Below are 21454 nucleotides of genomic sequence, written 5' to 3' on the forward strand. Positions count from 1 at the left end.
CCTATAACATTGTATCTTTTTTCAGGATATCTCTTCCACAAGCTTAGTGATATCCGTTTCTGTAAAATGATTATTCTCCGCGATTACGACTGCGAAACTGAAATTATCCTTTTCCCATGAAGCTACGAAAACATCTGTACCGTTTTCCTTTATATGTATTGTCTTATCACCTGCAGATATATCCTTTTCGTTTTCATAAACATTGTAATCTCCGCTTATATCCTCGGTTCCGGGAGCCTTTCTGATGCGGAAGACCTCCTGATCATCGGCATCGCAGTAAATTATCTCAAGCATTTCGTTCTTTATTGATCGATAAATCTTGGGAATGAAGCTGTTCACATTTTCAGGAATCGTCATATCAAATCCTGCGTCGGCTTTTGCTTCAGAAAGACTGTCACTGTCCTTCCAAGGATTTGCGATCATCATACGGGACTGAACACCGTTGTCAGCCACTGCTGATTTTTCTTCGGCGCCCGGGGCATCCTCTTCAGCAGAAAAGGCACGGATATTAGCCGGTTCATGAGCTTCGCCTTCGGCTGCTTCTACCGGGATCTGCTCATTTCCGGTGTTCTGTTCGGAGTTACCGGATAAAGTATCATAGGATTTTTCCTGGGCGGCTTCATCTGATCCATTTGCAGATATATTCGGTGCTGCTGCTTCCTCTGCACCGGCGGGTGCCATCATGGCGGCAGTTTTATCATTCACATTCATCTTCATAAATACTCCGAGACCCAGGATGATAACTGCGGCAGCAGCCATGATACCGAGAGGTTTCCAGCTCCTTTTTGCAGCTATTCGAACCACCTTTTCCGGCTTTGCTTCTTCTATAAACTTTTCGTCAATATCTCCTATGGCCTTAAGAAGTTTCTTTTCTTTCTCCATAATTCTCCATTTCTTCGACTCTAAACACTTTTTCAGAACTCAGGATGATGCATCTACATACAGATAGCTATCCATATGGCTGCACTGCTTCAGGTAGCTTTTCTGTACGGACATGGCACATCCGTGTCATCCTGCAGGATCTATACCGCGATCTCTTCCTTTGCAAGTTCCTTCAGAAGTGCAGCTCTCATGCGGCTCAGGGTCATCTTTACCTTGCTCTCGCTGAAACCGTACTCGGCAGCTATTTCGCTTATGGGAGCCATGTACCAGTAGCGGCGTACAAAGAGCTTTCTTGAATCATCACTCTGCTTCTCCAAAAAACGGTTGATACAGTCTGTCAATGTTATTCTGTCGGGGATATCATCCGGCCTGTCACCCTTTGTATCCGCGAGACATTCAGAAAGTTCATCCAGTACGGCACTTGTTTCACCGCTGCCGCGTTTTTTTGCGCTCTGCTTCTCATAGATGTTTAGTGCAAGGTTACGGGTGATCTTTCCGAGAAACGTTCTGAGGATGGAAGGTCTCGTAGGTGGAATGGTATTCCACGTGTTGAGCCATGTATCATTGACACACTCCTCACTGTCCTCCTTGTTATATAGGATGTTCATGGCTATATAGCTGCAGTAACTCCCGTATTTTTTCGCAGATTCATCTATAGCTGATTCTGACCTTGCAAAATAAAGATCTATGATTTCCTGATCGGTCATATAGTGTCCTCGTTTCTGTTTTGGATCATCAGTGATCTTATGTGAAACTGATGTTGCATCCGGGGGTTCATGAAGTCTCCGATGCTATCCTTATGTTCTTCATCCTAATACACAGGAAATGGAGATTTCCCGTCACATATTTTTTGAAAAAAAGTTATTTTTGATATGATGATATCGGAACGCTTCGTGCTCTTAAAATAATTGTATTTCATTCACAGGATACTGTGAAGAAAAAACTTTCGAATAACAAAAAAGCACGGAAAAAATCCGCACTTTGTAGGAATTTAAGAATACAGGTAACTGATTTTGAAAAAAATGATGTAGATATTGGCATCAAAAAACCGTCCGGCATAAATGCCGAACGGTCAGATGATAAAGTTTGTATCGCACAACGCTCATATTACGTAAAAATGATTTGTGCATCAACCTGATTTATTTGTATGAAGCAGGATCGAAACCCGCGCTCTCGAGAGCCTTCTTAGCAGCTTCCTTGATGGCGTCTGATGTTACGGTAGCACCTGAAATGGCGTCTACATCAAGGCTGTTAGCTGAGACGATCTTTCCAGGAAGCTCCTCAAGAGCCTTTGAACCGATACCCGGTGTCTCCTTGTCTCCTGTAGCAACTACGTCAAGGATCTTGTCAGCAGTTGCAGTGATCTCAACCTTTACAGGACCGCCGAGACCCTGAGCCTCGCCTGTGGCTTTAACTTCATCAGAAGAAGCCTTCTTGTCATCAGCTTTTTCAGTATCCTTTGAGCTATCCTTCTTATCATTAAAGTTTGCGCTCTCAAGAGCCTTCTTAGCGGCCTCCTTGATAGCATCTGAAGTTACGGTAGCACCTGAAATAGCATCTACATCGATGCTGTTAGCTGAAATGATCTTTCCGGGAAGCTCTTCAAGAGCCTTAGTACCGATACCCGGTGTCTCTTTATCTCCTGTAGCAACAAGATCGTAAATCTTATCAGCTGTAGCTGTGATCTCAACCTTTACAGGACCGCCGAGACCCTGAGCCTCAGCTGAAACCTTAACTGCATCAGCAGGAATATCCTTTGCTTCATCGGTAGCCTTTTCAGTCTCAGCAGGAGTCTCCTTAGTCTCAGATGAACCGCCTGAAAAGTTAGCAGCATCAAAGCCTGCACTCTCAAGAGCCTTCTTAGCGGCCTCCTTGATGGCGTCTGAAGTAACAGTAGCACCGGAAACAGAATCAACTGAAATGCTGTTAGCTGAAATGATAGCGCCTGGAAGCTCCTCAAGAGCCTTAGTACCGATGCCCGGTGTCTCGCTGTCTCCTGTAGCTGTGAGGTTATAGATCTTGTCAGCAGTTGCAGTGATCTCAACTGTAACAGGACCGCCGAGACCCTGAGCCTCTCCTGTAGCAGTAACTGCATCAGATGGGATCTCCGAAGTATCTACAACTACTTCCTTCTTCTCTTCCTTTACGAAGCCGAAGTTTGCCGGATCGAAGCCTGCGCTCTCGATAGCCTGAGCTGCAGCGTTCTTGATGGCTGTTGAAGTAATTGTGGCACCTGATACAGAGTCAACTGCAAGACTGTTTGCTTCAAAGATGCTTGCAGGAAGCTGATCAACAGCAAGTGTACCGATATTAGGTGTCTCACCGGATGCATCTATGACATTGATAGAGAAGATCTTCTCAGCATTTGCGATGACTTCAACCTTTACAGGACCGCCGAGACCCTGAGCCTCACCGGTTGCGGTAACTGCATCGCCCGGAATCTGACTTTTTGCAACGCTGCTGGATGTTCCTAAGTTTCTTGCCTGGTATCCTGTAATGGCAGCGGCAACGATACCAACTCCGATTACACCAAGGGCTATCATATTCTTCTGTTTCATTTTAAGTCCCCCATGACCTAAGTATAATGACAATATATGATGATATGAGTGTCAAAGGAATATGCAGAGCTCCGATGATGCCTTAAAAGCGAGTATCTTCTGCTGTATTCTCATCAAACTGTGACGCAAAATCGCTAATAGTACAAAGCATCACAGAATGAGCGTCAAATTCATTTGCCGCCCACATCATTACATGCCTGATTGTTTCTTTAATATAACACAGTTAGATGATGTTTTCATAGAAAAAATGCAAATAAAATAACAATATTTATAAGTAAATAAAAACAGCTCCATACCGTTATCGGAATGGAGCTGATATAGTATCAACCAGCCAGCATGATCATCATACCGTAGTGACACATGGATCCGGCGATTACGAAGCAATGGAAAATTTCGTGATTTCCGAAGTACTTCGGCATACGCTTAAAAATCGGAAGTTTAAGTGCATATATAATGCCACCGATCGTATATATGACTCCTCCTGCGAACAGAAGCCAGAATTCAGGATCGGTCAGTGCTGAACGTATCTTAAATATGGCAAAGATACATGCCCAGCCGAGGGCGATATAGATCAAAGAATTGAGCCATCTGGGGGTATGGATAAAGATGATGTTTACAGTCATACCGATAACGGAAAGTACCCATACGATCAGGAGAAGTCCCCATCCGGTCCTGTCTCCGAGAGCTATGGCACAGACCGGAGTATAGCTTCCGGCGATGAGCATGTAGATCATCATGTGGTCTATCTTCTTCAAAGTATCGTTGACCTTCGGAGAGATATCAAAAAGATGATATGTGGCACTGGCTGCATAGAGAAGGACGATACTCAGGGCGAAGATACCGAAGGCAAATATCCGTTCTATACTTGGATTCTGAGCAACTCTGTAAAAAAGAGGAACTGCTGCGAAGATGGACAGAATCATGGCGATATAATGTGTCAGAAAACTTCCGGGGTCTTTTATCTTCAAAAAAAGTGAATTCTCTTTAAATGTCATAGAGTACCTCCTTCATAAAGTGCTGATATGAGTGCCAGAACAGGCACCTGCTGATATACATGCCAGAATCATAAGAAACAGATTATGCCTCTCATGGTGAAATGCCACTGTATAGTGACGAACAGGTGCCTCAATTTCTTGAGGTTATAACAAGTATAGTCCTATCACATGCACGTTTCAAGATGTAGTAATGAAAACTACATCAGATTATATCAACAATTTTAAATAATGCAATAGCTTCTATGACCAAAATATATGTTAAGTAAGAAATTTGTACTATCAAATCTGCTTTATAAACCGTTTTTTTTTGGCAACAAAACACCCGGACATAACGGAAATGTCCGGGCGTTTTGCGTAAAAAGAGAACTATGTGAAAAAAGATATTATCGATATCTCATTCTCGAAAAGCGTATCAAAGGCTTGCAATGTAATTAACTGCATGACGTGCAAAGGTCATGGTACGTCCGCAGGCAAGACCTGTGAAGAGGTTCGGATAGTTGTTTGCGAAGAAGCCGCCGGAGCAGTCTCCTGTCGCATAAAGACCCTCGATGGGATCTCCGTTCTTATCGATTACCTGCATGTTGGTGTTGATGCGGATACCGTCAAGTGTTGTAAGATGCCAAGCAGCTGTACGGACACCGTAGAAAGGAGCTGTATCAACAGGGGTCATTCTGTGAGGAGCCTTTCCGTAATCCTCATCCTCGCCCTTTGCACAGAGCTCATTGTAACGCTCTACAGTTGCAACGAAGGTATCTACAGGGATATTGAGACCCTTTGCAAGATCCTCGAGAGTATCTGCCTTAACGATGTAGCCCTTCTCAATGAGTTCTTCATTTGACTTCCATACTCCGTCATAATCTCTGTTCATGAGTGCGCCGTTATCGAATGGCCAGAGACGGCAGCATCCTACTTCCTGGAACTGCTCTGTATACTGCTTGTTGTTGGCATCAAAAATGTCGCAGTAGGTGTGATGAGGCTGCATCTCCATGGAGTGAAGCATGAACTCATAAGGTCCTGACTCATTACAGAAACGCTCACCCTTCAGGTTAACCTTCAGGAACGGCTGCTCACCGAACCAGAACCACTCTCCTGATGTCTTGTAGCCTGCAGTCTCGTCAGGCTTCATACAGCAGCGGTTGAACATCATGGACTCGTGGATAGGATCCATCTGTCCGCCTGCCCAGAGCATAGCCTTGATTCCGGAACCGTCACATGTTGATCCCTTTGTACACTGAACCTTCATTTCCTGAGTCATAGGCTGCAGAGCATTCATCATAGATGTGTTTGTAGCATATCCGCCGGTAGCCATGAGAACGTTGTCAGCAAGGATCTTTACATAATGGTCATCTGTCTGATCCTGTGCGATAACACCTGTTACCTTGCCGGACTCATCCTGAAGAAGCTCAACGAGAGCTGTTGAGAACTTGAAGGTAACATTGCCCTTTGCATTACAGTAATCTGTAAATACAGCAGAGGTTGTTAAAGACTTATCGTCCTTGAATTCATCCTTCTTATGAGGTGAATGTCCTGTTGCGTAAGCCTTGTCACGCTCCTGATATCTGGTATCACCAACACCCGCCTCATGCTGCATGTAATACTTTCCGGAATCCTCAAGGATACCGCCTATCCAGTTAACAAGCTCGCCTGATTCATTGGCCCAGAGCTTGATAAGGTTGTAATCAACGTAACCTGTGCCGTATCTTACGATATCCTCCATAGCCTCCATCTTGTCGATGGCAAGATTTGGCATGGTCTTTATGGACTCTAACTGCCACTTGGAACCGATACCGCCTATATCTTCACGAACATTGGTAGGGGTCTCCTTCTTCTCGATAACGAGTGTCTCGATTCCTGCATCAGCGGCAGCAAGTGCAGCAGGCCATCCACCTGTTCCGAGTCCAACGATGAGAAGCTTGGTGCTGAGCTCTTCTGTGATATCGGAATCACTTATCTCAGGCTTGGTTCCCAGCCAGTCAGCATCTGTTGCGGCATCATCTGAAAGAGCAACCTCCTGACCTGATGCCTGTGAGATACAGTCTGCAGCAGCCTTCTTTACCGCATCTGTAGTAACGGTAGCACCGGCGATGGCGTCAATGTCGGCTGTCTGACCGTCGAGAATGCTCTTTGCAACGTCATCAGCGATCTTTCCGCCGATGGTGGGAGTTTCTCCGGAGGTATCTACCTTTACATCCTTGATGGATGTTTCGTCAAATGTCATGGTGACCTTTACATCTGATGCGATACCCTTTGCAGTAGCCTCATAGGTACCCGGTGTAAATGTCATGCCCGCAGCCTTTGCGGCGGTGTTGGCAGCCTCGATGGCAGCCTGTGTTGCGGCTTCTGCGGCAGCTTCGGTAGCTGCTGCTGTGGTCGGATCTGCTGCAGTTGTTGCAGGAGCAGGTGCATCTGAATTGCTACATGCATTCAAAATGCCGAGACCTGCAAGTGACATGAAACTTGCAGCAAAACCTTTAACGAAGCCTCTTCTTGAAATAGTTTGTTTTGTCATTTTCTATTCTCCTCTATACTAACGAAAAACCTGACTATATTTTATCGTAACTAGTTATTTGGATACAATAAAGTTAGCCGATTTAATAGTTTTTTTACATTTCAAAGTAAGGCTCCAGAGCTGATATTGTTTCTCTCTGCGGTGATGAAATAGAAAAGCAGACAAAAAAATCTCCCGGCAGATTTTGCCGGGAGTTTTATGACTCTTGTTATTCAAAATATTCCTTTGCTGCTCTGAAGAGTCCCATATCGTAGTTTCCGGGAACGTTCTTGTAGAGGCTGTGGCCCCAACGCTCAGCGTGGCCCATCTTTCCAAGTACTCTTCCATCCGGTGAAGTGATACCCTCGACCGCATAGTAGGAACCGTTCGGATTGTACTGGATATCCATGGTTGGATGTCCCTCAAGGTCAACATACTGGGTAGCGATCTGACCATTCTCCACAAGCTTTTTGAAAAGCTCAGGCTCACAGAGGAAACGGCCCTCTCCGTGAGAAATAGGAACACTGTAGATGTCCCCCGGATTTGTATCCTCAAGCCATGGTGACATGTTGGATGCCACACGGACATTGACGATCTTTGACTGGTGACGGCTTATGGTGTTGAAAGTAAGTGTAGGACAATGCTCATCTGTATCACGGATCTCACCGAACGGAACGAGACCGAGCTTTATAAGTGCCTGGAAACCGTTGCAGATACCGAGCATGAGACCGTCACGCTTGGTAAGCATATCCATGGTAGCAGTCTTCACAGCTTCATTTCTGAAGAAGGAAGTGATGAACTTTGCTGAACCGTCCGGCTCGTCTCCGCCTGAGAAACCGCCCGGGATGAAGATAAGCTGTGACTCTTCGATACGCTTTGCAACGTAGTTGACAGAATCAGCGATATCCTGCTTTGTAAGGTTCTTTACAACAACTATCTCAGGCTCGAGACCTGCATCAGCCATGGCCTTTGCTGAATCGTACTCACAGTTGTTTCCGGGGAATACAGGGATAAGCACGCGAGGCTTTTCAACCTGTACTGCAGGAGCTGTCCAGTGATCCTCTGCGAAGTCAGGAATGCTCAGGTCGTAGACATTGTCCTCTGAAGTCTCCTTATCGAGATTCATGTTGCAGGTGAATACCTTTTCAAGCTTGTCCTCGTAAGCCTCTTCAAGGTCAGTGAGTTTGAGAGCCTCATCGTTATAACGGATTTCTGAATCATCTGTGGTCTCACCGAGGTCAGCGATGATTATGCCTGTGGCCTTGAGCTCCGGTGCAGCGTAGATCTCATCCAGAGTGCTGTTGTCGTTAAGCTCCAGAAGGAAGCTTCCGTACTGGTATCCGAAGATATCCTGAACAGAGAGACTCGGTGCAAATGTAAATCCGAATCCGTTACCCATGCACTGCTTGAGAACTGCCTCTGCAGCACCGCCGTAGGTAGGTGTGTAAATAGAAGCAAGCTTGCCCTCAAGAACCAGCTTGTGAACGTAGCTGAAAAGTGTAAGGAGTGATTCCTTTGCAGGAAGCTCATCCTTATACTCAGGCTTCAGCCAGAGTACCTTGTGTCCTGCAGCTTTATACTCAGGGCTTGTGATGTACTTTGCATCCTCCGTTGTGATGGCGAAGGAAACAAGTGTAGGAGGAACATCCAGCTTTTCGAAGGTTCCTGACATTGAGTCCTTACCGCCGATGGCAGCGATTCCGAGATCGAGCTGAGCATTGAAAGCACCAAGGAGTGCTTCAAGAGGCTGACCCCAGCGTGAGCTCTCGTGACCAGGCTTTCCGAAATACTCCTGGAATGTAAGGTAAGTATCTTCGAAGCCTGCACCTGTTGCAATGAGCTTTGCAGCAGACTCTACTACCGCAAGGTAAGCGCCCTTATAGCAGTTCTTCTCTGTGATGAAAGGATTGTAGCCGTAAGCCATAACTGAAGTGTCATCTGTGTGACCCTTTTCAACGGAAATCTTTGCAGCCATGGCCTGTACAGGTGTGCGCTGGTTCTTTCCGCCGAACGGCATGAGCACTGTTCCCGCACCGATGGTGGAATCGAAACGCTCGCTGAGACCGCGCTTTGAGCAGACATTGAGATCCTCTGCGAGAGCACTCATGTTCTCACTGAAGCTACCCTTGACCTCGCGGCCAATGCTTCCGCCGGCTGCTGTCTTCACTTCGATATGCTTCTCGGCACCGTTTGAGTTAAGGAAATCTCTTGAAAGATTGATGATATCCTTACCGTTCCAGTGTGCTACCAGGCGATTTGTATCTGTAACTGTGGCAACATGTGTAGCCTCAAGGTTCTCATCATGAGCAAGCTCCATGAATCTCTCCATGTCCTTTGCTTCAACCACAACTGCCATTCTTTCCTGTGACTCTGAGATGGCAAGCTCTGTTCCGTCGAGACCCTCGTACTTCTTCGGCACCTTGTTAAGGTCGATATCAAGACCGTCAGCAAGCTCTCCGATGGCAACGGAAACTCCGCCGGCACCGAAATCGTTGCAGCGCTTGATAAGCTTTGAAGCCTCGGCACTACGGAAAAGACGCTGAAGCTTACGCTCCTCGGGAGCATTACCCTTCTGAACCTCTGCACCGTCCTTCTCAAGGGACTCAACGTTGTGAGACTTTGAAGAACCTGTAGCACCGCCGATACCGTCACGGCCTGTACGACCGCCAAGGAGAATGACTACATCTCCTGCAGCAGGAACCTCTCTTCTGACATTTTCGGCAGGAGCGGCAGCCACTACTGCACCGATCTCCATACGCTTTGCGGCATAGCCAGGATGATAAAGCTCATCAACGAGACCTGTTGCGAGACCAATCTGGTTTCCGTAGCTTGAGTAACCGTCAGCAGCTGTTGTAACAAGCTTTCTCTGTGGAAGCTTGCCCTCCATGGTGTCCTTAACGGAAACTGTAGGATCGGCAGCACCTGTTACACGCATAGCCTGATATACATAGGATCTTCCTGAAAGAGGATCTCTGATGGCACCGCCGATACATGTTGCGGCACCACCGAAAGGCTCGATCTCTGTAGGATGGTTGTGGGTCTCGTTCTTGAAAAGGAGAAGCCAGTCCTGAGCCTCGCCGTCAACTGTGACCTTGATCTTTACTGTGCAGGCATTGATCTCCTCTGACTCATCAAGCTTTGTAAGCTTGCCTTCCTTCTTAAGGACCTTTGCTGCAAGAGTTCCGATGTCCATAAGGTTGACAGGCTTTGTACGGTTAAGATCCTTGCGTGCACTGATGTAGCGGTCCCATGCCTTCTTGAGCTGCTCGTCCTCGAAGGAGACATTATCGATAGTAGTAAGGAAGGTGGTATGACGGCAGTGGTCGGACCAGTAGGTGTCGATCATGCGGATCTCTGTGATGGAAGGATCACGATCCTCTGTCTTAAAGTAATTCTGGCAGAACTTAAGGTCGTCAAGGTCCATGGCGAGTCCCATATCCTTTAAGATAGCCTGAAGCTCGTCTTCGGAAGCCTGAATGAAGCCCTTGAGAGTCTCTACCTCAGTAGGGATATCGTACTTCACATCAAGAGTTTCGAAGGTATCGAGGGAAGCCTCTCTTGCCTCCACAGGGTTAATGACATACTTCTTTATCTCAGCTATCTCCTGCTCTGTGAGATCACCGTAAAGGAGATATACCTTTGCGGAACGAACCTTTGGACGCTCCCCTGTTGTAAGGATCTGGATACACTGTGCTGCTGAATCCGCACGCTGATCGAACTGTCCCGGAAGGAACTCTACAGCAAAAACATGAGCATCGCTTATTTCCGGAAGCTCTGTGCATGTATCGTCAAGCTGAGGCTCGCTTAAAATGAGTTTGGTGACTTTATCGAAGGTTTCCTGATCCAGACCTTCAACATCATAACGATTTAAAAGACGTACGTCTGTCAGATTCTTGATGAGAAGAATATGACGGATGTCGTGACGGAGTCCTTTAGCCTCATGGCGAAGACCTTCTTTTTTCTCAACATAAACTCGATTTACCATTTGTTTCTCCTTTGGTAAGAATCCGGGAATTTATCGCTTTTTCCCGAAGATTCATTGATGATATGAATAATGGATTTTTGGATCGTCAGAAGTGTTTATGATCCTTAAAGTGCTTTTAATGCTCTCTGACCTATATCTTTTCTCATGTGCATATCCTGGAAAGTGACCTTCGATGCACTCTGGTATGCCTTGTCAATGGCTTCCTTAAGTGTTGGAGCTGTCTCCACAACACCGAGAACTCGTCCTCCGTGGGTGTAGAGCTTTCCGTCCTTAAGGTCGGCACCTGCCACATATACATTTTGAACCTCATCTACACCTGTAATCTCATAGCCTGACTTGTAGGACAGAGGATATCCGCCGGAAGCTTCAACTATGCAGCAGGCTGATTCATTCTTCCACTTGATATCAAGCTCACTGAGTGTACCGTTTGTTGTAGCCTGCATTATGGTGAGAAGATCCGAATCAAGAAGAGGAAGTACTACCTGAGTCTCGGGATCACCGAAACGGCAGTTGTACTCGATCACCTTTGGACCGTTCTTTGTAAGCATGAGGCCGAAATAGAGACAGCCCTTGAAGGTTCTGCCCTCCTTGTTCATGGCCTCGATAGTCGGCTTGAAGATCTTCTCCATGCACTCCTCTGCGATCTCCTTTGTGTAGTAAGGATTTGGAGCGATAGTGCCCATTCCGCCGGTGTTGAGACCCTCGTCATTGTCATTGATACGCTTGTGATCCATGGATGAGATCATAGGAACCACGACCTTGCCATCGGTGAAGCTGAGAACGGAAACCTCAGGTCCCTCGAGGAACTCCTCGATAACTATCTGATCACCTGAATGGCCGAACTTCTTCTCCTCCATGATGGTCTTTATGCCATCGAGAGCCTCTTCTCGTGTCATGGCGATGATAACGCCCTTTCCGAGAGCAAGACCGTCAGCCTTTATAACTGTAGGAATAGGACAGGTCTTAATGTACTCTTCCGCAGCGTTGATGTCGTTAAATACCTCATAGGCCGCTGTAGGGATTCCGTACTTCTTCATGAGGTTCTTGGAGAAGACCTTGGAACCCTCGATGATGGCAGCCTTTGCCTCAGGACCGAATGCAGGAATGCCTGCCTTTGCAAGCTCATCCACAGTACCAGCAACAAGAGGATCATCCGGAGCCACAACCACATAATCAAGAGCCTGCTCCTTGCAGAAATTAACAACAGCAGTAACATCGGTAGCCTTTATATCAGGAACACACTCTGCATCCCTTGCGATACCGCCGTTACCCGGAATCGCATATATCTTCTCTATAGAAGAGTTCTTCTTAAGAGCCTTAATGATGGCGTGCTCACGACCGCCGCCACCTACAACACCAATTCTCATTGTTATCCTCCATTTGTTGAATGGGTCGAGAAAATGCTTCCGGCGTGCGCCGGCCCACGAAATTGAAAGTACAGTCCTGCGAGTGCCGTTCTTTCAATTCGCAAGCTCAGGCACACATCCTGTCGCATTTTCTCTTACGTATTGATAAACGTTAAATGTATCACAATATTAAACAGGACCTTATGCTTTTGCTTCCCGTATCTCCCGGCTCATCATTTCTGCCGCCTGAGGAAGCAGCTTCCACTCAGCCTGCTCCATGACACGCTTCTGAAGAACCTCGGCAGTGTCCCCCGGCTGGATCTCAACAGCCTTCTGAAGAAGGATGCGTCCACCATCCGGAATCTCATTGACAAGATGCACCGTAGCACCGGTAACTTTAACGCCCCTTTGGAGAGCCGCCTCATGAGGCTTCAGCCCGTACATACCCTTACCGCAGAAACTCGGAATAAGTGACGGATGAATGTTAATGATCCTGTCCGCATACTTCTTTGTGAAATCCTCACTCAGAATAGTGAGATAACCTGCAAGAATTATAAGCTCGATGCCATGCTCCTCAAGAACACTTATAAGCTTTGCCTCGTCCTTGTGAACCACAACATGTTCGATTCCCGCATTCTCCGCCCTCTCAAGAGCAAAAATGTTTTCCCGGGATCCAATCACCAGAGTGATCTCACCGTCAGGAATCTCCCCACGCCTCTCGGCATCGATGAGTGCCTGCAGATTAGTGCCGCCCCCGCTCACAAGAACAGCAATTTTAGTTTTATTATTCATAATGTGTTTGCTTCTCCGAAATATTGTTGAATAACTTTGTCCTTCAGTCATAACGTGAGAGAAAATGCTTGGGATGGGCGCCAGGGCTTGCGAGTTGAAAGAACAGACTTTGAAGTTATGTACGCATCAGGTTGTACGAAGTACAAACTGTGCGAACATGACGAGAAGGATGTACTTTCAATCGAGTGGGCCGGTGCCCGCCCGGGCATTTTCTCGTACCATTTCATCAATGATGGAACAGTCTCATACCGGTGAAGCAAACCACCATACCGTACTTATCAGCAGTATCGATAACATGGTCATCACGGATAGATCCGCCCGGCTCAGCCACATAAGTCACACCTGACTTGCGGGCACGCTCGATATTGTCACCGAACGGGAAGAAAGCATCTGAACCGAGAGCTGTACCTGTAAGAGTCGCGAGGTACTCCTTCTGCTCTTTTCTTGTAAAAGGAGCCGGCTGCTCGGTGAAATACATCTGCCATGCACCATCGGCGAGAACATCCTCATACTCCTCAGAAAGGTAAACATCGATGACATTGTCACGATCAGCTCTTCTGAGACCATCCTTGAAAGGAAGGTTGAGAACTCTGTCACACTGACGAAGATGCCAGTGATCGGCCTTGTCACCTGCGAGACGTGTGCAGTGGATTCTTGACTGCTGACCTGCTCCGACACCGATAGCCTGACCATCCTCGGCATAAGCAACAGAATTTGACTGAGTGTACTTAAGAGTGATGAGAGCGATGGTCATGTTGAGACGGGCTTCCTCAGGGATGTCCTTGTTCTTTGTAACGATGTTTGCAAATGCTTCGTCCGTTACCTTGTAGTCATTCCTGCCCTGCTCAAAGGTCACACCAAATACCTGCTTGCGCTCTACAGCGTCAGGTCTGTAGGAAGGGTCGATCTTTATGACATTGTAACCGCCCTTCTTCTTGGTCTTAAGGATCTCAAGAGCCTCATCAGTATATCCCGGAGCGATGACACCGTCGGAAACCTCGCGGTGAATGATCTTTGCAGTTGTGGCATCACAAACATCTGAAAGGGCAATGAAATCGCCGTATGAAGACATTCTGTCAACACCGCGTGCTCTTGCGTAAGCACAGGCAAGAAGAGAATCATCGAGACCCTCGATATCATCAACGAAGCATGCCTTCTTGAGCTTGTCGGAAAGCTTGCGTCCGATGGCAGCACCGGAAGGAGAAACGTGCTTGAAAGAAGCGGCAGCTACCTGACCTGTAGCTTCTTTAAGATCTGAAACAAGCTGCCAGCTGTTCAGGGCATCAAGAAAATTGATGTAGCCCGGACGACCGTTCAAGATCTCGATTGGGAGCTCGGATCCGTCATGCATGTAGATCTTTGCAGGCTTCTGATTTGGATTCATACCATACTTTAATTCAAATTCCTTCATTTGTTGATTCTCCTCTTCTTAGTTGACCTTCTCGAACTTGTTGATAAGTTTGTTCACAACACTTCCGTCGGTAACATTGATATAGCGCACATAAAGGGCTATCTTGTTCTCTTCGTTCAGGCTGTTCCAGATCATATCCGCAAATTCATCTGCGCTGTTCGGGATCTTTACGCGCTCAGGCTCTCCCTCAAAGGTCGGGATAGGATTTCCGTTGTGCTTGTATGTATGGATGAAATGGCCAAGGCCCTTCTGAAGCTTGTAGGAAAATGTATAGCGCGCGCAGTCTGTGCCCTCGGCGTCCTGAGATTTAAGGATAGACATCTTATAGCTCTCGGAATCATCAAGAGAAACAACACCGCTGATTCTCGGAGTCCAGTTAGGACCGTCCGGCTCGAACTCTCTTGTCTCAAGGGCTTCTTCAAAGGTATCCCCGTTCTTCATGAAATCAAAGATGGTATCTGTCTGATCACCGTTTGTAACGATGAGGTTGTCTCCGATCTTTCGGATAGGACTGTAAATGATGAGGCTTGGATCCTCGACCTTGCTTGAATCAGCAGGATAGATGGTAACTGTATCGCCATTCTCTGTGAAAACTCTGTTTCTTGAGTTAGCGGAACGTCCCATGATGAAATATGCCACTGCAACAGATAAACCGTCCTCTGACTTTCCGATGATGATTCCGCGTCCCGGATATTCGTTGTTCTTAAGCAGAGCGTCGATATCTGCGATGTCGTATGTTGCCATAATTATCCTCCCAAATGATATATGTATATAAGTTTTGATACCGTGAATTTGTTATTATTCAAGAACTACCTTGTCATCAGATCTGATGATCTCTCCAAGATGATAAGCCTCAACTCCGTTCTCTCTGAGAACCTTAAGTGCTGTCTCCTCATCCTTCTTTGATACAACAACGCTCATTCCCACGCCCATGTTGTAGGTATTGAACATATCACGGGTTGAAACGTTGCCGGTCTTCTGGATGAGCTTAAAGATAGGAAGAACTCTTACATCAGACATGCTGATCTTTGCTCCGAATCCGTCAGGAATGGATCTTGGGATGTTCTCATAGAATCCGCCGCCTGTGATATGGCTGATGCCCTTGACCGTCACAGCCTCGAGAAGCTTAAGTACAGGCTTTACATAGATAACGGTAGGAGTGAGAAGTGTCTCTCCGAGAGACTTTCCCTCAAGCTCGGGAAGCGGCTTCTTAAGCTCTTCCTTACTGATGTTGTCAATGTCAAAAACCTTTCTCACAAGTGAGAAACCATTGGAATGAACACCGGAGCTTGGAAGTGCGATAACGACGTCGCCCTCTTCCATGGAGTTGTTGTCGATGATATTTTCCTTGTCAACGATACCTACAGAAAAACCTGCGAGATCGAACTCGTCCTCAGGATAGAAGCCCGGCATCTCTGCTGTCTCACCGCCAACGAGAGCACTGTCACTCTGAACACATCCCTCGGCAACACCCTTTACGATGTCGGCGATCTTCTCGGGAACATTCTTGCCGCAGGCGATATAGTCAAGGAAGAAAAGAGGCTTGGCGCCGCAGCAGATAACATCGTTCACACACATGGCAACGCAGTCGATACCCACTGTGTCATACTTCTCCATAAGGAAGGAGATCTTCAGCTTGGTTCCTACTCCATCGGTTCCTGAAACAAGAACAGGATGCTTATATCCCTCAGGAAGCTCGAAAAGTCCGCCGAAACCGCCGAGGCCGGATGCAACTCCGGCTGTCATGGTTCTGGCAACATACTGCTTCATGAGTTCAACTGATCTGTATCCGGCGGTAATGTCTACACCGGCATCCTTGTAAGCTTCGCTATAGCTCTTTGTATTCATAATCAAATCTTCTCCTCTTCCTTCAGTGACGCACATGAGTTGTCGTCGAATTTTTCTATATACTCATCATCGGAATGCTCATCCGATTTAACAGTATGCTGTTCTCTCCATTCCTTTGAGATCTTCTCTTCAAAGCGGTTCTTCGAAGTAACGGAAGGAATTTCAGTAGGATATTTTCCATCGAAGCATGCGGTACAGAAGCCCTTCTGACCGGTCTTGTCTGCGATTTTGACGATGTTTTCGACAGAAATGTATCCGAGGGAATCTGCTCCGATTATTTTGGCAGTTTCTTCAACGGAATGATGGCAGGCTATGAGATTATCACGGGAATCGATATCTATGCCGTAGTAGCATGGATTCATGAAAGGAGGTGCTGTAATACGCATGTGAACTTCCCTGGCACCGGCTTCTCTTACGATGCGGACGAGACGTTCACTGGTAGTACCGCGGACGATGGAATCGTCTACGAGGATGACTCTCTTTCCTTCGATCTCGGAACGGATGGCATTGAGCTTGATCTTAACGAGATTCTCACGCTCAGTCTGTCCCGGAGCTATGAAGGTACGGCCGATGTACTTGTTCTTCAAAAGGCCTATACCGTATGGGATTCCTGATTCACGGGAATAACCGACAGCTGCATCGAGACCTGAATCAGGTACACCGATTACCACATCGGCATCAACAGGATGTTCCTGAGCAAGGAAACGTCCGGCCTGAACTCTTGCCTCATGTACTGAAGCGCCGTCAAGAATCGAATCAGGACGTGCAAAATAGATATATTCGAAAACGCACATTGAGCGCTTTACTTTATTGCAATGATCTTTTATAGAACGGATTCCGTTGTGATCTACAACGATGATCTCACCCGGTTCAACATCGCGGACCAGTTTGCCGCCTACTGCTTCGATGGCGCAGGACTCGCTGGCAAAAACCACTGAACCGTCTTCGAGCTTTCCATAGCAGAGCGGATGGAAACCATGCTCGTCTCTTGCAGCGATAAGCTTGGAAGGAGACATTATAACTAAGGAATATGCACCGTGAAGCTTATCAAGTGATTTGTTTACAGCTTCCTCGATGGAACCTGTCTTTATACGCTCTCTGGTGATAATGTATGAGATTGCTTCTGTATCTGTGGTTGACTGGAAAATGCATCCATTCATCTCGAGTTCTGAACGGAGCTCATAAGAATTTACCAGATTTCCGTTGTGGCAGAGAGCCATGCGACCCTTAACATGGTTCACAACGATAGGCTGGGTATTGATACGATTTGTGATTCCGCTGGTGGCGTAGCGTACATGTCCGACAGCCATCTGACCGTTACCGAGACGTTCTATCTCGCTTTCAGGCATAGCTTCGCTTACGAGTCCGAGCTCGCGGCGGAAACGGAAAAGACCCTCATCGTTTACTACGATACCTGCAGATTCCTGACCTCTGTGCTGCAGAGCATAAAGTGCATAATATGTAAGACGTGCCAATGGTTTTGTTGTCTTGGAATAAATTCCGAAGACACCGCACTCCTCATGAAGTTTACCCATAAATCTCCTTACTGAAAAAACAAATTAGTATTGCTGTTTATAAAAGGTTCGATCATTCAGCCCGAATGCATTATTCGGATTTCTTATCAAATGAAAGAAGCAGAATTAACAGCAGCAATATCAGTGTTACTTTTTATTGCAGAAACAAAAAATCAGTTATTGAACTGAGCTTCTATGGCTGTGTTTTTTTCAATGATCTTTTTGTGATTCTCGTCACGCTCAGCCTGAAGCTTATCTGCAAGTTCCTGATCTTCTACTGCAAGTATCTCAATGGCGAGAAGAGCCGCGTTCTTTGCAGTGTTTACACCTACTGTAGCAACCGGGATTCCGGGTGGCATCATAACTGTTGAAAGCAGGGCATCCATTCCATCCAGTACCTTTGAAGAACATGGGATACCGATAACAGGAAGTGTGGTGTTGGCAGCGATGGCACCTGCAAGATGAGCAGCCATACCGGCAGCGGCGATAATGACACCGAAGCCCTTATCTCTCGCTGATCTTGAAAACTCAGCAGCCTCCTCAGGGGTTCTGTGGGCACTGTACACATGAACCTCGACAGGTACGCCATAGTCTTTAAGAACAGTGATACCTTTTTCAACGATAGGAAGATCTGAATCGCTTCCCATAATGACAGCAACTTTTTTCATTAAAACTCCTTTTCCAACCACGCTTTAAGCGCAAAAAAAGGGAACAGCATATAGCTGTTCCCTTTGGTTATATAAAGATATTGATGAAATTGCGGAATGAACGCTTGATTCCGATAGAAATCTGCACGAAAAAAACCACGCAAAGAGCATACACTCCGGAGGATATGAGGGCAGAATTTTCTCTGCAGTGAACAGTATTGTCAAAACCCATTCGCTTCATCCTCAAGAATCCTTTCAACTTAATCTGCTGAACAATAACAACAGAATTATATTAAATGGATATTTATGCGTCAAGTCTGTAAAAACGCTGTAATATTTCCAATTTGTAAACACTAATTTGGAATACTAATGCATTGACAGTATTATTCAGCCATCTTCAGAAGGATGTCATTTGATCTCTCGATGAACTTTGTCATCTCCTCGGCAGGCAATGGTGACTGCTGGATCCTTGCAAGATCATAAAGCTGCTCTGAAATAAGGGCGATAGTTTCCTTCTTGGATTCATCCTTTCCGTTGTTCATAAGGTACTTAACGAGAGGATGCTCTGTGTTAAGAATAAGAGTCTCCTGTACAGGCATAGCACCCATGCTCATGCCGCCCATTGCGTACATTTTCATCATGTCGTTCATACGACGGCTCTCCTCAGAGATGGAAAGCATAGCTGCAGTCTTTTCCTGAGTGAGCTTCTGAAGCTTTACAGTGAGGCTGTCCTTCTTTGTTGCAGTACGGATCTCTGTCTCCAGCTCCTTGGACTGCTCATCGAAGAGCTTCTGCTCATCTTCTGTTACCGAAGCCTTGAACTCCTCTGTAAGGTCAGCATCGATTCTTCTGAAGTGAACGCCCTGATTCTTTGCCTCAAGCTCAGAGATGAATGGCTGGTCGATACGCTCTGAAAGAACTACAGCATCCTTACCTGAATTCTTGAACATGGCGATGTACTGGCTCTGCTGAACCTCGTCAGTTACATAGTAAATTACCTTGTTCTTTTCCTTATCGTCTGAAGAAGACTCTTCTGTCTTGGCACTTGTGTCAGCATTGGCATCTGACTTAGCCTCGGTTGAAGCATCATTCTCAGAATTTTCTTCAACATCGATCTTGTTTACTTCGAGACACTCAGGAAGAGCGAGATACTTGCCGTTGATATCCTTGAAAAGGATGTAATCTGTCATCTTCTGACAGAACTTATCGTCACGGAGGCAACCGTACTTGATGAACGGTGCGATGTCATCCCAATATTTCTCATAGTTCTCACGGTCAACCTTGCACATGCCGGAAAGCTTGTCAGCCACCTTCTTTGTGATGTAATCGGAGATCTTCTTAACGAATCCGTCGTTCTGAAGCTGTGATCTGGAAACATTGAGAGGAAGATCCGGACAATCGATGACACCCTTAAGGAGCATGAGGTACTCAGGGATAACTTCCTTGATGTTGTCGGCTACAAATACCTGGTTGTTGTAGAGCTTGATAGTTCCCTCTGCTGACTCATACTCCATATTGATCTTAGGGAAGTAAAGAATTCCCTTAAGGTTGTATGGATAATCCATGTTGAGGTGGATCCAGAACAGAGGCTCCTTATAATCGTGGAATACCTTGTGGTAGAACTCGATATAGTCTTCCTTCTTGCACTCGCTCGGAGACTTTGTCCAGAGAGGATGTGTGTCGTTAAGAAGAACAGGACGCTTTTCGATCTTTACCTTTGCAGGAGTCTTGGTCTCCTTGCCGTCCTTGTCTGTCTCTGTCTTCTCAGGAATCTCTTCGAGAACTACATCTGAATCAAGCTTCTTGTCAGCATCAATGGTCTCTGAGTCCTTAGGGAGCTTTGTGATATATATTTCAACAGGCATGAAAGAACAATACTTATCTATGATCTCTCTCATCTCCCACTCATTGTCATATTTGAGAGCATCGTCGTTAAGATGGAGAGTGATCACTGTACCGATATCAGTCTTGTTTCCGTCTGTAAGCTCAAAATCTGTTCCGCCGTTGCAGTTCCAGTGTACAGCCTTAGCTCCTTCTTTATAGGAAAGAGTATCGATCTCAACCTGATCTGCAACCATGAATACGCTGTAGAAACCGAGACCGAAGTGACCGATGATCTGGTCGTTGTTGGCCTTATCCTTATATGTATTGATGAAATCGGTCGCACCTGAGAAAGCGATCTGGTTGATATATTTATCAACTTCTTCCTCAGTCATACCGATACCGTTGTCCTTGATGGTAACTGTGCGCTTATCGGAATCAACGATAACGTCTACTCTTCCTTTATAGTCTGAAGGTTTTGTCCACTCGCCAATGAGGCTGAGCTTATCGAGTTTTGTAATAGCATCGCAGGCATTGGATACTACTTCACGTACAAAGATATCCTGATCTGAATACATCCACTTCTTTATGATAGGGAAAATATTCTCAGAATTGATAGATAATGAACCTTTCTTTGACATATAAACACCTCTTTATGTAAATTTTTAGTATTTTTTTAATCAACGAAATGTAGTATAGCACCGCTATTAGCACTCTGCAAGATAAGCTGCTAACAATTAATAATTTCTTCATTTAGTGAAGTGGTGCGAAAAATCCGCGAGATGTTACCGGCTCACTCGGTTGAAAGCTATTAATACAAAAAAAGAATTCCTTTTGGGAATTCTTTTTTTAATGGAACCGCGGGGACTCGAACCCTGGACCGATCGGTTATGAGCCGACTGCTCTAACCAACTGAGCTACGGTTCCATACGATATTTACTTGATCTGTTTATCTCAAAGATAAAAGCCGGGATTCGGACTCGAACCGAAGACCTACTGATTACAAATCAGTTGCTCTACCAACTGAGCTATACCGGCAAAACTCCTCCAGTTGGACTCGAACCAACGACACCGCGGTTAACAGCCGCGTGCTCTACCGACTGAGCTATGAAGGAATATTTAAATTTTCAAAGCTTATATCGTGCCTTGAAAACTGTACACCACATG

At 46.1% G+C, this 21454-nt stretch carries 14 protein-coding genes and 3 tRNA genes; all 17 read right to left on the minus strand.

Annotated elements, in window-relative coordinates; genetic code table 11:
- Positions 1 to 21 precede the first annotated feature (21 nt).
- The 17 genes from BXO88_RS10530 to BXO88_RS10610 all read right to left on the minus strand — a co-directional run bounded on the left by BXO88_RS10530 (position 22) and on the right by BXO88_RS10610 (position 21402).
- On the minus strand, positions 22 to 882 hold the full coding sequence (locus tag BXO88_RS10530) for a hypothetical protein (protein WP_078037688.1): 861 nt from the start codon (positions 880 to 882) through the stop codon (positions 22 to 24).
- Positions 883 to 1022: 140 nt separating this feature from the next.
- A complete protein-coding gene (locus BXO88_RS10535) occupies positions 1023 to 1589 on the minus strand; it encodes an RNA polymerase sigma factor (protein ID WP_078037689.1) in 567 nt (188 codons plus the stop codon).
- A gap of 432 nt (positions 1590 to 2021) precedes the next feature.
- On the minus strand, positions 2022 to 3440 hold the full coding sequence (locus BXO88_RS10540; protein ID WP_078037690.1) for an FMN-binding protein: 1419 nt from the start codon (positions 3438 to 3440) through the stop codon (positions 2022 to 2024).
- A gap of 323 nt (positions 3441 to 3763) precedes the next feature.
- Positions 3764 to 4435: a PAQR family membrane homeostasis protein TrhA gene (gene trhA / locus BXO88_RS10545; RefSeq protein ID WP_078037691.1), complete on the minus strand. Its 672-nt coding sequence runs from the start codon at positions 4433 to 4435 to the stop codon at positions 3764 to 3766.
- Between the two features lie 412 nt (positions 4436 to 4847).
- Positions 4848 to 6944 carry an FAD-binding protein gene (locus BXO88_RS10550; protein ID WP_078037692.1) on the minus strand — a complete coding sequence of 699 codons (2097 nt, stop codon included), beginning with the start codon at positions 6942 to 6944 and terminating at the stop codon, positions 4848 to 4850.
- A gap of 208 nt (positions 6945 to 7152) precedes the next feature.
- A complete protein-coding gene (locus BXO88_RS10555) occupies positions 7153 to 10908 on the minus strand; it encodes a phosphoribosylformylglycinamidine synthase (RefSeq protein ID WP_078037693.1) in 3756 nt (1251 codons plus the stop codon).
- A 104-nt stretch (positions 10909 to 11012) separates the two neighbouring features.
- Positions 11013 to 12275, minus strand: coding sequence for a phosphoribosylamine--glycine ligase (purD, locus tag BXO88_RS10560; RefSeq protein WP_078037694.1), 1263 nt, complete (start codon positions 12273 to 12275; stop codon positions 11013 to 11015).
- A 180-nt stretch (positions 12276 to 12455) separates the two neighbouring features.
- A complete protein-coding gene (purN, locus tag BXO88_RS10565; RefSeq protein WP_078037695.1) occupies positions 12456 to 13046 on the minus strand; it encodes a phosphoribosylglycinamide formyltransferase in 591 nt (196 codons plus the stop codon).
- A 226-nt stretch (positions 13047 to 13272) separates the two neighbouring features.
- Positions 13273 to 14457 carry a phosphoribosylaminoimidazolecarboxamide formyltransferase gene (locus BXO88_RS10570; RefSeq protein WP_078037696.1) on the minus strand — a complete coding sequence of 395 codons (1185 nt, stop codon included), beginning with the start codon at positions 14455 to 14457 and terminating at the stop codon, positions 13273 to 13275.
- Positions 14458 to 14475: 18 nt separating this feature from the next.
- Positions 14476 to 15201, minus strand: coding sequence for an IMP cyclohydrolase (locus BXO88_RS10575; RefSeq protein WP_078037697.1), 726 nt, complete (start codon positions 15199 to 15201; stop codon positions 14476 to 14478).
- A 54-nt stretch (positions 15202 to 15255) separates the two neighbouring features.
- Positions 15256 to 16305, minus strand: a complete 1050-nt coding sequence (gene purM / locus BXO88_RS10580; protein ID WP_078037698.1) for a phosphoribosylformylglycinamidine cyclo-ligase — start codon at positions 16303 to 16305, stop codon at positions 15256 to 15258.
- Positions 16306 to 16307: 2 nt separating this feature from the next.
- A complete protein-coding gene (gene purF, locus BXO88_RS10585; RefSeq protein ID WP_078037699.1) occupies positions 16308 to 17840 on the minus strand; it encodes an amidophosphoribosyltransferase in 1533 nt (510 codons plus the stop codon).
- A 152-nt stretch (positions 17841 to 17992) separates the two neighbouring features.
- Positions 17993 to 18487 carry a 5-(carboxyamino)imidazole ribonucleotide mutase gene (gene purE, locus BXO88_RS10590; RefSeq protein WP_078037700.1) on the minus strand — a complete coding sequence of 165 codons (495 nt, stop codon included), beginning with the start codon at positions 18485 to 18487 and terminating at the stop codon, positions 17993 to 17995.
- 362 nt (positions 18488 to 18849) lie between these two features.
- A complete protein-coding gene (gene htpG / locus BXO88_RS10595; protein WP_078037701.1) occupies positions 18850 to 20928 on the minus strand; it encodes a molecular chaperone HtpG in 2079 nt (692 codons plus the stop codon).
- Between the two features lie 212 nt (positions 20929 to 21140).
- Positions 21141 to 21214: transfer RNA gene (locus BXO88_RS10600), tRNA-Ile, on the minus strand.
- A 38-nt stretch (positions 21215 to 21252) separates the two neighbouring features.
- Positions 21253 to 21325: transfer RNA gene (locus BXO88_RS10605), tRNA-Thr, on the minus strand.
- A 4-nt stretch (positions 21326 to 21329) separates the two neighbouring features.
- Positions 21330 to 21402 (minus strand) — tRNA-Asn (locus tag BXO88_RS10610).
- Between the last annotated feature and the right edge of the window lie 52 nt (positions 21403 to 21454).

This window comes from Oribacterium sp. C9 (assembly GCF_002007235.1).
GTDB lineage: Bacteria > Bacillota > Clostridia > Lachnospirales > Lachnospiraceae > Oribacterium.